Origin of the sequence: Streptomyces sp. WM6378 (genome assembly GCF_001279695.1) — a bacterium.
Taxonomy (GTDB): domain Bacteria; phylum Actinomycetota; class Actinomycetes; order Streptomycetales; family Streptomycetaceae; genus Streptomyces.
Genome location: NZ_LGDD01000323.1, coordinates 1 through 12,494, shown reverse-complemented (window position 1 = coordinate 12,494; position 12,494 = coordinate 1). Strand labels below are relative to the sequence as shown.

The 12,494-nt window shown below is 69.1% G+C and carries 13 protein-coding genes and 1 pseudogene; 7 read left to right on the top strand and 7 right to left on the bottom strand.

Translation table 11 applies throughout. From position 1 onward, the window contains the following. The first annotated feature begins 161 nt into the window (after nt 1-161). On the top strand, nt 162-563 hold the full coding sequence (locus tag ADK54_RS34015; protein WP_053729650.1) for an IS5/IS1182 family transposase: 402 nt from the start codon (nt 162-164) through the stop codon (nt 561-563). Nucleotides 564-1,003: 440 nt separating this feature from the next. Beyond that, the gene (locus ADK54_RS46420) at nt 1,004-1,633 is read left to right on the top strand and encodes a hypothetical protein (RefSeq protein ID WP_063802110.1); all 630 of its coding nucleotides are present in this window, start codon (nt 1,004-1,006) and stop codon (nt 1,631-1,633) included. A 1,099-nt stretch (nt 1,634-2,732) separates the two neighbouring features. Here ADK54_RS46420 and ADK54_RS34005 read toward each other — a convergent pair. Both ADK54_RS34005 and ADK54_RS34000 read right to left on the bottom strand, forming a co-directional pair. Next, entirely contained in the window at nt 2,733-3,248 is a 516-nt protein-coding gene (locus ADK54_RS34005; protein WP_053729649.1) for an RICIN domain-containing protein, read from the bottom strand. A 233-nt stretch (nt 3,249-3,481) separates the two neighbouring features. Further along, nucleotides 3,482-3,841 carry a hypothetical protein gene (locus ADK54_RS34000; RefSeq protein ID WP_053729648.1) on the bottom strand — a complete coding sequence of 120 codons (360 nt, stop codon included), beginning with the start codon at nt 3,839-3,841 and terminating at the stop codon, nt 3,482-3,484. A gap of 119 nt (nt 3,842-3,960) precedes the next feature. Here ADK54_RS34000 and ADK54_RS33995 point away from each other — a divergent pair, with 119 nt between their 5' ends. Continuing rightward, nucleotides 3,961-4,107: a hypothetical protein gene (locus tag ADK54_RS33995; RefSeq protein ID WP_159047975.1), complete on the top strand. Its 147-nt coding sequence runs from the start codon at nt 3,961-3,963 to the stop codon at nt 4,105-4,107. 383 nt (nt 4,108-4,490) lie between these two features. Then, a complete protein-coding gene (locus ADK54_RS46415; RefSeq protein ID WP_159047974.1) occupies nt 4,491-4,865 on the top strand; it encodes a hypothetical protein in 375 nt (124 codons plus the stop codon). Nucleotides 4,866-5,432: 567 nt separating this feature from the next. On the opposite strand, the gene ADK54_RS33990 is transcribed toward ADK54_RS46415, so the two are convergent. Then, complete coding sequence (locus tag ADK54_RS33990; RefSeq protein WP_053729646.1) at nt 5,433-5,690, bottom strand: hypothetical protein; 258 nt, start codon at nt 5,688-5,690, stop codon at nt 5,433-5,435. 144 nt (nt 5,691-5,834) lie between these two features. Here ADK54_RS33990 and ADK54_RS47895 point away from each other — a divergent pair, with 144 nt between their 5' ends. Continuing rightward, nucleotides 5,835-6,122, top strand: a complete 288-nt coding sequence (locus tag ADK54_RS47895) for a recombinase family protein (protein WP_234392318.1) — start codon at nt 5,835-5,837, stop codon at nt 6,120-6,122. Nucleotides 6,123-6,467: 345 nt separating this feature from the next. Here the strand turns inward: ADK54_RS47895 and ADK54_RS33980 are convergent, their stop codons facing one another. Beyond that, nucleotides 6,468-6,971, bottom strand: a complete 504-nt coding sequence (locus ADK54_RS33980; protein WP_078966832.1) for a MarR family winged helix-turn-helix transcriptional regulator — start codon at nt 6,969-6,971, stop codon at nt 6,468-6,470. Nucleotides 6,972-7,042: 71 nt separating this feature from the next. On the opposite strand from ADK54_RS33980, the gene ADK54_RS33975 reads away from it, so the two are divergent. Next, on the top strand, nt 7,043-7,999 hold the full coding sequence (locus ADK54_RS33975; protein WP_078966829.1) for a DMT family transporter: 957 nt from the start codon (nt 7,043-7,045) through the stop codon (nt 7,997-7,999). A 566-nt stretch (nt 8,000-8,565) separates the two neighbouring features. Here ADK54_RS33975 and ADK54_RS33970 read toward each other — a convergent pair. From ADK54_RS33970 to ADK54_RS33960, 3 genes and pseudogenes are all read right to left on the bottom strand, one after another. After that, nucleotides 8,566-9,040, bottom strand: a pseudogene (locus ADK54_RS33970) (MerR family transcriptional regulator); the annotation flags it as partial. A 189-nt stretch (nt 9,041-9,229) separates the two neighbouring features. Then, the gene (locus ADK54_RS33965; RefSeq protein WP_053729644.1) at nt 9,230-10,069 is read right to left on the bottom strand and encodes a patatin-like phospholipase family protein; all 840 of its coding nucleotides are present in this window, start codon (nt 10,067-10,069) and stop codon (nt 9,230-9,232) included. A gap of 657 nt (nt 10,070-10,726) precedes the next feature. Next, on the bottom strand, nt 10,727-11,515 hold the full coding sequence (locus ADK54_RS33960) for an alpha/beta fold hydrolase (protein WP_053729643.1): 789 nt from the start codon (nt 11,513-11,515) through the stop codon (nt 10,727-10,729). A 757-nt stretch (nt 11,516-12,272) separates the two neighbouring features. On the opposite strand from ADK54_RS33960, the gene ADK54_RS33955 reads away from it, so the two are divergent. After that, nucleotides 12,273-12,494, top strand: a 222-nt coding sequence (locus tag ADK54_RS33955; protein WP_234392317.1) for a hypothetical protein, incomplete at its 3' end; no start/stop codon positions are given.

Genomic DNA, 12,494 nt, shown 5'->3' with positions numbered 1-12,494 from the left:
GTGTCGAAGCCGACCGGTACACCAAGAGGTCCTGTCATGCCGTTGTACGCCGCTGCTCCCGTCGCTGTCACCAAGGATGAGGAAACTCGCTGTTCGTGTGTGGCCTGCCGATTCGGCCACGGTGCCAACCGTCTGCCCCGGCCCCGCCGTTCACCACAGACATGACGGACGCCGAGTGGCGGTGCCTCGCACTGCTGCTGCCGTGGCCGACCTGGCTGGACGGCAACGGCGGGCATCCCGAGGAGTACTGCCGCCGCCTGGTCATCGATGCCGTCTGCTTTGTTGCCGACAACGGCAACAAGTGGCGCAACCTGCCTGCCGACTACGGCATCTCCTGGAAGACACTGCACTCGACTTTCACACGCTGGGCGAAGGAGGGCTTCACCATCGCCGTCCACAACGACCCGCGGGCCGAGGTCCGGCGGGCGGAGGGACGCGACGCCGAGCCGACCGCGGCGGTCATCGACTCCCAGCCCGTGCGGGCTGCGGAAACGGTCGGCACCGACAGCCGGGAATGGGACGCAGGCAAGAAGGTCGTGTGCTACTGCGTCTCGCCTGTCTGACCGTGGCGAATGCCTTCGTCGCGCTCCGGCTGCTCCCGGTGAGCGACCGTGCCAAGGGCGCCGAGATCCTGGCTCTACGCCACCAGATCACGGTCCTTGAACGGCAACTCGACCCGGAAAGGGGGAAGTTCGCCCCCCATGACCGGGCCTTCCTCGCCGTGCTCCTGGCACCGCTGCCGCGCCACGGGCGTCACCCGCCCCCATCCGCATACCTCACACACCACCGTCTACCGCCAACACCCCACCACCATCAGGACGTTCAACAAACATCACCCTGATGCGCCGAGATCAGTAACGCCAGTTACAGGCCAATATTTATCCAATTTCACAATTTCAAGACATTTGATCATAATTTATCATGTAGTGCGTGCAATTTTCGTTTAGGGTGGTTTTTGTCGGTCGGAGAATTTCTTCGGCTGCACAACCGAAAGGCGTACCTCATGCGCTTCACGCGCACCATCGCCATCCCCCGAAGTCTTCTCGTCGCCGTGTTCGCTGTAGCGGGCCTCGCCGCTACCCCCGCCCTTGCTTCCGCAACAACGGCGCAGACCAACGCGGGCATCGCCCGCACCCACACCGGCCTCAGCGCCCTGGGGCTCCCCGGTGGCAACGGAGCCAACGGCGTGGGGAGCAACGGTGGGATCGGCGGCCTGGGCGGCACCGGCGGTGCGTCCGGCGCCAACGGCAACGGAGGCAACGGAGGCGCCGGCGGCAACGCCAACGGCCTTGCGAGTGTCGGCGGCGCCGGTGGTGCTGGAGGCGCAGGCGGGGCCAACGGCAATGGCGGCAACGGCGGGTTCGGTGGCGCCGCCACATTCAATGGCACTGGTGGCAAGGGCGGCGTAGGGGGCGTCGGCGACGCCGGGACCGGTATCTCCGGCGGCCTGGGCGGCAACGGTGGCGCCGCCACGGCGGGAGGCGGCCACAAGGGCGGTACGGGCGGCGCCGGCGGCGCCGCCAGCCCCGTATGTCCGGGCAAGCCCGGCGGCAACGGCACCGCTGCCACGTTCACCGCTGACGGCACCACGGGTGCCACCGGCGCTGCCGGTCACACCACCCTCCCCTGCTGAGCGTCGCACAACCAGCGATGCACCCGACCGCCGTGCGCGGGCAACGAGCAGTACGGGCTCGACTTCGAGCGCACCGTCGCCGTCCGCCAATCCCCCGAGCCGACCGCACACAGCCACGGCACGGTCGCAGGAGACGTTTAACCGAACCCAGGCCTGGCAGGTCCTCCCCGGGCCGACGGCGCCTTGCTCGGACCCTGTCGGCCGGGCGTTCGTTGAACCGGTTGCCTCAACCCCAGTAGGTGCACCGACTCAGAGCCCCGTCATCTGTGGCGGGGCCCTGAGTCGTTCCCGGCTCTGCCGAGGGCGGCGAGGCTCACCGTCTCCGCGCGGGCACCTCGCTGGCCGCGCGTTCCCACTCCCCACGGTTCCGCACCCCGCCGCACTGGAATGGGACTGTCGGTCCCGCCTGACAGGCCAACCGGCCCCGTGAGCAGACCCGGCCGGAGGCTCCTCAACCAGGCGCGCGGGCCGCAGGGTTGTTGTGGGCTCGAAGCACGTGACGGCCGCACCTGTCTCCCACGCCCGACGGTCGGCCAACACTTCGCGCCGCAACGGGTGTTGTTCCCACCTGGCCCCCACCAGGTCGGAACACCCCGCAAAGCCTCGGCGGCGCCCGGCGTAAGGGCCGGGCGCCGCCGAGGGATGACCAGGCGGGCGCGGGAATGGGAAAGCGCGGAGAGGAGGCGGCATCATCCCCCGCTCCTGATGGCCGCCACCGTCCCGCACGCGGCAGCCCCCGGCACCGACGGGGTGCCATCCAGGGCGGGGTGGGTGCGGGCGGGGCCGTCTCCCTGAGGTGTCGAGTGCCTCGGGGAGGGGCGGCAAGCGGACGGGCCGGGCCCAGAGGACCCGCGGGTGCGCGGGCCCGGCCCGGGGATGTTCAGGTGCGGGTGGCGCGGAGTTCGGTGGTCGCTCTGACCGGCAGCCGCGGCCGCGAACTCCACAGCGGATACCGATGCACGCGAGCAGCCCCTGCCTCGGCCGGCAACAGCCGAAGGTGCCGCTCGCGAGTCGCCCCGCCGCCTCGATTCGAAGCCGCGACAGCACAGCGGGCCCGAGACGCCGAGCGGCATCGTGAGGTCGCCGCCTCGTGCGGGCGCTACTTCCAGACCTGGTACTGACCGCCGTTGCACGCCAGCGTGTACACGTCGCCGCTGGAATTGCTGTCCAGGCACTGCCCGGTCTCGCGGTTGACCAGGTTGAAGCCGTTCCCGGTCCACTTCTCGTACCACTGCTCGTAGTAGTTGGCCGGGCTGGAGCACGGCTCGGTGTAGACCTGGCCCTGCCAGTAGGAGGTGAGGCACTCGCCGTTGGACGCCTTCTCGGTCCAGGCACCATTGGAGTTCTCCAGATTGTCCTGACCGTCGTACCAGTCGCTCTTGAGGTGACCGATCGGGTCAAAACAGTGGACCAGACCCGGGGCGTCCGTGCTGACGCGGTGCTCCGCGCCCACGGTGGCTTCGGTGATCAGACAGCCGCCCGTCTTCGCGTTCCGCCAGTGAACCTGGCTCTCGGCGAAGGCGCTGCCCGACGTCGAAAGAATCAGAACGGGCGTCACAGCAGCGGCGGCCAGGACCGTAGTCATGCGCTTCTTGGACAGGGGTGTCTTGAACATGGGAGACCCTATTTCTTGGATGAGAGGTGGTTGCCCGGGCGGGCGCAGGCAGAGTTGGCAACGATCAGATCTGTTGCACGCCAGCGGGGATCCGGTGCAGCAAGAACGTAGCGTGCAGATCTGCCCGGTCACGCGCTGCCAGACCACTGGGACGTCCCTACCCCGTCCCAACCTCCTGACCAGCGGATTGGGACATCTCCGGGACACCTCGGCCGCGACCCGCGAGGACCTCATCACCGCCGCCCTGCAACGCGTGCGTAGTGCACGGCTTCGGTGAAGCCACGGACTTGGAGGCGCAGGAGGTGCCGGGTGAGGAGGGCTTGGGCGAGGGAGCCTTCGGCGGAGTCCAGGGCGAGGTGGGCGTGGTCGAGGCGCTGGTTGTCGAGGTGGTTCTGGGCGTCGATGAGGTCGGCGGCCGCCATGGCGCTCGCCGAGGTGCCGACGATGTCGGGTGGTTCGGGTGACGTTTCGTCGTCGGGGTCGACGTCGGTGAGGAGGATGGGGACGTCGAACGCGGTGCGGTGCGGCCGGTTAATGAGGATGGCGCGGTGGATGTCCGGGTCAGCGCTGTGTGCTGCCAGCCCTGTTCGCAAGCCCGGTGATCGTCGGTCGGGTCTTGTGACGGAGCTGGCGCCGCTTTCTCGGGTTGAGGGGAGAAGCCTTGGGGCGGGAGCCGGTTGCGGCGTCCTGTGCGGGGGAGAGGGGCGGGTTGGTGGATGCTTCGCTCTCGGATGTCCGGCGGCGCGCGATCGCGGACATTGTGCAGGTCGTGGGTGAGGGTGAACACTGGCGGGCCGGTTTCCTGATGGAACGGTTCGTGGTGGATGCCGACATGGCCGGCGTTGTTCGCGCTGCGTGAGGCGCCGTCGGAGGCATCCTCCCTCGCGCCGTGCAACGGATGAGGAGCGTTGCGCCACGCGCCGCCGTGAAGGCGGGCATGCCTGGTCCGGGCGAGCGGTGCGTCGGGACCGCGGCTGACGTACGCGGAAGGCTGGCGAAAGCGGTACGCCGGGCAGTCGGCCGGGCCAGAATCGGCGGTGAACCACAGCACCACGGGGAGGGCGCATGACCGTTGCGACCGTCGGATTTCGCAGGGCCAACCAGACAACGGGCCGTCAGATCACCGCAGCGGTCACCCAGTCCGGCTTCCTCCACAAAAGCTCCGGGCCGCTGGGCAGACCCGGGCGCTTCACCTGCCCTCGCGACGTGACACGTTTCCCTCCGGGCCCGAACCCTCATCCGGTGCAGGAGGCCGTGGCGGAGCTGCGCCGACTGCACAACCAGCAGCACGCCTACGCCCGGACCATGATTGCCCCGGCTGCCGTCCGCCTGGAGGACGGCACCGACGAAAGCTCCAGCACGGACGTGATCACGGCATTCACGGGCGCTGCTCCCTCGGGCGAGCGGGCCCTGGAGGGCGCGATCGCCGTGTTCCACCGCTCGATCGGCGCCCCCACGCGGCCCGCGCCCCGCGCCCCGCATCGCGCGCCTGGCGCACCTCCGCTCCGCACACTCCGCGTACTGACCAGTACCTGCGCGTCCTCGCCCAGGAACACCCCCTTACCCACGGCGCCACGGGCGCGGGCTACACCATCACTGCGCACGCCGTACGGCTGAACTACACCAGCTCAGCGCCTCTGGTCCGGGCCCAAGTCCTCGACCTGCACGCCGCCCTGACCGCCTGGCTCCGCCTGAACCCGGACGAGACCTGACAACGGCGGCGCCCGTGCGGGAGCAGACCGGCGCGGGACAGGTGCCGGCGGCAGGGTCAGCACGATCACTGGCGGGGGAGAGCGCGTCCTGCCCGGCTGCTCCCATCGCAGGAAGGCTTTGGTGAAGAAGAACTGCCCTGGCTGCCAGACCTTGCGTCTGGAGGCGTCGAAGGCCGGCGCGGCCCTCGCTGATCTCCTGGTCCGTGTGGCGCTGCACGAGCGGTCGACGGAGTGCCGGGAGCCGGCCCGCGCGCGGAAGAGGCCGAAGGTGCAGGGCGGCTCTACTTCAGGGTGACGCAGGGCTTGGTGGTGGCGCCGTAGTCGAACTCCGCGCAGACCTGTGTCCCGGCCGGCATGACGGGCCCGGTGTGGCCGTGGCCGCGGAGCCCCAGGTGATCTGCGTCCAGGACTGGACCCTCGTGCCGCGGCGCCGGGCCCCGCCCACGCGGGCTTGGTCGCCGGGTGTCTGGTGCTACCAGCGGGCCAGGTTGTTGGTGCTCGCGGGGCTGCGCGTGGCGTAGACCCAGCTCACGGTGCGCCGGCTGGATCTGGAGCGGTGCCAGGAGGTGACGACCAGTCCGTACGCGCAGGCGATGCCGCCCCCGGGGCGGCAGGTGTTGGCGCGTTGGTCGACGCAGGAGTCGGTGGAGGCCGGCATCGTCGCGCAGGCGAGGGTGGCAACAGCCAGCGCGCCGACCAGGAACGCGCGCACGGTCGACCAAGTCGGCACGGGGCCCTCCGGAATCGCCCGGTGATGGTGAGTCCAACCGTCTAGAGGCGAGAAAGTCACCGAAGGCCGGCGACGGATGGACCGTGGGACGACGGAGACGGCCCTGTTCTCGTATAGCTTCCGCCAGGTGGCGTGTAGCGCTGTGTGACTGCCGTGGTCCTCGTTTCCGGCCTGGCGCCGGAGATGCTCGCCGGGCCGCTGCCCGGCATCTACGACCCCACCGGCCCCGGCAAGCTGGTGTTCGGCTTCTTCGCCGTGACGCCGGAGACGGAGCGAGAGAACATCCGCGAATCGACACTGAAGGGGCTGGAGACCGCGGCCCGCAAGGGCAAGTACGGCGCCGGCCCCCGGTCATCACCGACGACATGCTGCACACCGTGCTGCGGCGCAAGGCGCTCGGCGGGTCCGTCTAGCAGATCCAGCCCGACCTGATCATCCCCACTGGCAAGCCCAAGGGACAGAACCCCTCGGTCGCGAGCATCTACCGGGCGCTCACCGAGCACGAGAAGACCCAGGAGTACCCGGAGGCAGTCGAGACGGCACACGCCGACTTCACCGCCCTTCAGCGTGACCGCAGCCCCGTGTAGTCACTCAGCGCTACTCGCCACCTGGCCGTAGCTGTACGAGAACAGGGCCGAGATCCCCGTGGGTTCGGGGAAACCGAAGGCTCTTCAACGCGAACCCGCGGGTCCACCAGTGCGCTTCAGGTCGGTGCATCCGTGGATTCGGATGAAACACGAGGGTGCTGAGTGAGTCGAAGAGCTTCGGCGGTGCCGTTCAAAGGAGTCGCTCCGGTGCGCCGGGAGGTGGCTCGACACGTGCCAGCCAGGCGGTGAGCAGTGTTTCGAGACGTGCGGCCTCGTCGGGGCCGAGCTCGTCGAGTATGCGGCGTTCGTTGCTCATGTGGTCGGCGAAGGCCCGGTCGATCAGCTCCCGTCCTGCCGGGGTGAGTGCGACCACGCGTCCCCGGCCGTCCTCGGCGGACCGGCGTCGTGTGGCCAGCCCGTTGCGTTCGAGCCGGTCGATGCGTTTGGTCATCGCGCCCGTGGTGACCATGGTGAACGTGGCCAGCTCGCCCGGGGCGCGCTCGAAGGGGTCCCCGGCTCTCCGGAGCGCCGCCAGGACGTCGAACTCTCCCTCGCTCAATCCGTAACGCCGGTAGACCAGGCATAGCTGCTCGGTGAGAAGGCCGGCGAGGCGATGGAGCCGGCCGATCACGCCCTGGGGGCTCACATCCACATCTGGACGCTCGCGAGCCCACTCGCGCTGGATGCGGGCGATGTGATCCTCGTTGTAGTTCACGGCTTCACTATAGCTTCCATGGAAGCTATATTCCTTCTGTGGAAGCTACTATGCGATGGACGCTGGTGACGGCGATCGCTCCGGTCGCGTGGGCGACGAACTACTTCGTCACCCACGAATACCTGCCCACCGGCCACCCGCTCTACGGTGCGGCGATCAGGGCTCTGCCCGCAGGGGTCCTGCTGCTGGCGCTGTGCCGGCAGGCGCCCCACGGGGCGTGGTGGTGGAAGTCGCTGGTGCTCGGCACCCTCAACATGGGGTCCTTCTTCGCCCTGATCTACCTCGCGGCGCAGCTGCTGCCGACGAGTATCGCCTCCACCATCATGGCGGCCTCACCGGCGGTCTTGATGCTGCTCGCCTGGGCCGTGAACGCGGAACGCCCCCACGGCCTCCCGCTGATGGGCGCCGGCATCGGTATCGCAGGTGTGTGCCTGATGCTGCTCACCGGCAACGTCACCCTGAACGCACTCGGCGTCCTCGCATCGGCCACAGCGATGGTGACATCCTCGTTCGGCTACGTGCTCGCGAAGCGGTGGAGCACCGACATCGACATCCTCGCCTCGACATCCTGGCAGCTCATTGCCGGAGGCCTGGTGGCGCTTCCGCTGGCCGTCGTCCGCGAAGGAGAACCGCCCCACCTCGATGTGGGCGCGATCCTCGGATTCGCCTACGTCACCGTCGTCGCGACCGCGGTCGCCTTCGCTGCCTGGTTTGCCGGCCTGCGTCATCTGCCGGCAGCCGCTGTCGGCCTGATCGGACTGCTCAACCCGGTCACCGGTGTACTGCTTGGCACCGTCATCGCCGAAGAGACCCTCACTCTGCGGCAGATATGCGGACTGGTCCTTGTCCTGCTCGGGATCGTGCTCGGGCAACCCATCGCCGCCACGGTCGCCGCCCGCATCCGCTCCCGGGCACCCGGAGCCGACTCCCGTCGCGACACGCCTGCCGGCCGAACCAGCTGCCTCGGCCGACGAGAGACCAACTGCGCCACACAGCGCGATAGTTGACCGGGTGCAATGCCCGCCAGGCTCCTCCCGCACCCGCCGCGGAGCGGCATTACCAGCCCGATCCGCGTGGTGCTGGTCGAGGGCACATCGGCCAGCACATCGGTCTCGACTGCTCCAGCATCTCCACCGAGCCCGGAATCCCGGTGGTCACGCAGATCCCGGACCACCGCCATCGCCGACGACCCGCGCCTCATCACCTTCGACCAGACCGCCGATCCGTCAGACAGGCTGAGAACGCTTCAGGAATGCCGAAGGTGCCTGACAAGCCAGCAGAGGACCTGCACAATGAAAAACCCCTGGCCACCCGCTCGGGGCCTCAGCAGAGGTCAGGCGAACTCACGGGATATCGCACGGACGGGGCCAGGGCGTCCTACGAGTCGGCGGAGTGGAGTGCCCGGGGTGGGACCGGAGAGGTTGGCCAATGCCGTTCAGCGGCCGAGTTGCTGGCGGCAGGCGCTTACGACGGACGGGTCGATGCTGATGCCTTGGGCCCACGCGCAGACGGCACGGGGGTCGTAGCGGGGGCGGGCGGGGGCCGGGCGGGCCTGGTGAGGGTGGGCTGCAGGTTTGGTGTGAGCAGCCGGGCGCGCCATCGCCTCGCGCTGTCCCTGCGAGTGCGCCCACTTCGGTTCTGCCTCGGTGGCATAGCTCAGGTCGAAGGTGGTTTCACCGAAGACCTCGAAGCGTTCTTGAGGAGTCAGGGACACCCCCGTCTTCTGGACCTCTGTCGCGCGCTCCGCCACCTCGGCCAACCGCTGCAGCCTGGCGATCTCCTCACTCAGCTGCCGCTGCCGGGCCTGGAGCTGCTCCAGGGGATTCACCTGTGGATCCTTGAAGATCATGGTGATCTCGTCGAGAGAGAAGCCGAGCTCACGGTAGAAGAGGATCTGCTGGAGACGGGCCAGGTCAGCCTCGTTGTAGAGCCGGTATCCGGGCGGGGCTGAGGTCACTGGGCGCGAGCAGCCCCGCCTTGTCGTAGTGATGCAGGGTCCGCACGGTCACCCCGGCGAAGGCCGAGACCTGCCCAACGGAGTGGCTCATCCATCTGCCCTTCGTCGGCCTACAGCCTCAAGCCTGACGTAAGGGGAGGGGCAGGTTGCGCTCGCTGGGTGATGGAGGTGAAGACCGGGATTAACCACCAGTCCGCGAGTTACAGCCCGTTGATGCTCTCGGGGGGGCTACCGCCCTGCGGCCTCCAGACGGTGGGGCCATCTGCGGCCTGGACGCAGGTCACCCCTTCCAGGCGTCGGCGACCGAAGGGGCCAGTGCACTGGCTTGGGCGTGACCCGCGCGGGCGGCGGCCGGACGGCGCGTGTCGTCCGCCAAGTTGCGGCCCATCTCGCGGCGTGCGGCGCGGTCCGGTGACAGCAGGACGACGCGGGCTCCGTCGGCGGACAGTTCCGCGGCTTGATGCGAGGCGCTCGGATGCGGGCCCACCGCCCGCGGGCTCGGCACGACTGCCAGTATCCGGCGATAGCCGCGTGCGAGTTGGAGGTTGGCGGTCGAGCGGCTCCCTCCGTCCATCCAGCGCCGGCCGGCCACGGTGACCGGCGGCCACACGATGGGTACGGCGCAGCTCGCCGCGACGGCTTCGAGGAGTGTCACTTCGGAGCGTGAGTCGAACACCTCGGGTCGTCCGGTTCGCGCGTCGATCGCGGTGATCTGCAGTTCCCGCTCGGGCCAGTCGCGTACGCCGCCCAAGAGCGCACCGACGGTGTCGAAGACGTCTGTCTCCGGGCCGGTCCGGGCGCGGAGTGCTGCCCGGGCGAGGCGTTCGATGGACCGCTGGGAATTGCGGGAGCCGAGCGCCGCCCAGAGGAAGGTCGCCGTCTGACGCGCTGTCACTGGCAGGTGGACCGCGTCTGCTCCAGATAGCTGACGCTCATACAGGTCCGCAGCCGGGACGCCGGAGCGGAGCCGGGATCCGAAGACGGCACCGGCGGAGGTGCCGATCACGACGTCGGCGTCTCCGAGATCGATCCCGGCCTCGGTGAGCCCGGCCAGCACTCCGGCCATCCAGGCTCCGCCCACCGGTCCGCCGCCGCCGAGCACGAGTGCGGTGCCGGGCATGTTTTCCCCTCTCCGTGAAGGACCGCGGACGGCCCGCCTGCCAAAAGCGGGGATGCATCCCCAGTTACTCACGAAGATAGCACCCGCATCAAAGATGCTCCCCGGGGCGGGAAGCGGGCGGGCTTGATGAGCGACCGATCGCCGGTCGGGCGCCGCGATGCGCCCCGGTGAGAGGCGGACAACCGGTGGTTTCTCATCGGCCGGGCTCAGGGGCTGTTGCCGTTCAGACCTTGAGCGGTGTTGGTGGAATGGGAGTCCCGATCGGGCGGCTTCGGTCCGGCCTGGCGGCAGAGCCTCGGCCGGTAGCGGATCCAGGCCGACCGGGGGCGGCGATCACTTCGCCATCCGGTAACTGGAGTTGTCGTACTCTGAGATGAAGAACAAGTAGGGCCCGACAAGGCTCTGTACGACGCCTTGAACCCATTGGCGTCGGCAACTCGCTCCCGAGAGACACGGCGTTCCGCGGACTGCGTGTGGGACGTGGACCCCGGCGCAGTGAGCCGTGTGGGTGCATTCCCTAAGGAGCATGACGCTGTCGGCCGGCCCTGAGCGGGTGGTGTTGTCCCGATCTTGCCGTCGCTAGACGCTTGATCTTGAAGTGGACATGCGGCGGATGTCGTGGGGATGCCGCGGGAGTCCCGTGCTCCTTCCTGGAGTTCACTGATGCGGCACCGTGGTGAGGAAGTCCAGGACTAGGGGGCTTGCGACGGAGCGGTACTCCTCGAAGTAGGCATGCCGTGCTCCGGGGATCATGTGCAGCCGGGCGCCGGGGATCTGGTTCGCAAGCAGCGAGGCGTTCGCGGCGGGGTTGAGCAGGTCGTCGCTGCCGTGGACGACCAGGGTGGGTGCGCTGATGCCAGGTAGGAGCTGCCACGCGTCGTGGTGGTTGCTGGCCACCAGGTGGCGTCGCCGGGCGTGGGCGGGCATGCCCGGGTCGCCGAGCGTCTGGTAGGGGCCGGGGTGGGCCGCCAGCCAGGCCGGGGTGTACATCAGTTCCAGCAGAGCCTGTCGCGTCGCACCCGGTTGGGCCTGCGCCAGCGACTTGCGTACGTCGTTGTCGCGTTCGACACCATGCGGGCCGCCTGGCGACGTGCACCCGAGAACCAGGGCGCGCATCCGGTGCGGATGGCGGGCCGCGAGTTGTTGGGCCACGCGTCCGCCCATAGACGTGCCGTAGACGTCGGTCCGGTCGACACCGAGGTCGTCGAGCACCGCGATCACGTCCAGAGCGAAGTCCTCGGTGCTGTAGGGCTTGTCGGGCTTGTCGCTCTCCCCGGTTCCGCGGTAGTCGAGCGTGATGGTGCTGCGTTCGGCGTGGAAGTCGTCGCGAACCCCGTCCCACCAGTGGTGGCTGTTCGCCTGGCCCGCCAGCAGAACCAGCGGTGCCCCCTCGCCCCGCACCTGGTAAGCGATACCAACCCCGTCAAACGTCGTCGTGTGCGGCACTCCGGTCGTCACTCCCTCTGGGCAGGATTCAGCGCGCGCAGTGGCGCTGAGAGCGTCCGTCATCCAGTACTGCATGGACTGTATGACCTGCGTGTTCACCTGTGTACTTGACTTCTCTCTGCCAGCTGACTCCGGAGCAACTGAGGAGTGAACCAGCCGATGCAGCACTCACACCACCCCTCTGGTCCGGTACGGGGACCGTCTCCGACCGGGTGGGGGAGCATACGGTGCGGGCCCTCGGTCAGGACGGGTGCCGGGCAGACGGGGAAGGGAGGGGTCGGCTACTTGCTGAGCTGAGCGGCTCCCTGCCGTGGGGAGCTGAACGGCGGCCGGCGCCAGACGGATTGAGGGGCAGTAGCATGCTCGGCGACGCCGCCCACCTGATGCCGCCCGTGGGGCAGGGTGTCGGCTGCCGGGGTGAGGCGCAAGGCCCCGGGGCAGCCTTCGGGACCGGCCCCTTGGCGGCGGCACTGCCCTGACATCAAGGTCCCGCTCCGCGTCCAGGGCGGTCCCCCGACCGGGAGGGTGCCGAGCGGGTGGGCAGTTCGAGCCTGTCGACGGGCTGGCTGGGCCGGCCAGAGCATCTGTTGTCTGCTGGCTTTCAGCTCAAGGCGTTTGGCAGGGGGCCTTCACCCTGTCCCGGGCAACTGCCCTGAATGTAGCTGCCGTTGTGGGCGGGGTAGCAGGACAGAGAACGGCAGCAGCCGTACGGCGCGTTGCTGGCCGGCGGGACCTGATAGCGCTTGTGGTGGGCGCCTTGCGCGCCGCGTTCCTCGTGGTAGGGGCCGGCGGTGTGTTGGCGGCGCCGCCGGACAGCAACCGGATGGCGACCTGGAACATGCAGCGCGCCTCCGGCCGCTGGACCTACGCCCTGGGCCTGTCGGACAACGCGAGTGTCGTGGCCCTGCAGGAGGCGTCGATCACGCCACCGCGCGGGGCAGTGCCGCTGGGCCGGATCGGCCGCAACATCCGCGCCTAC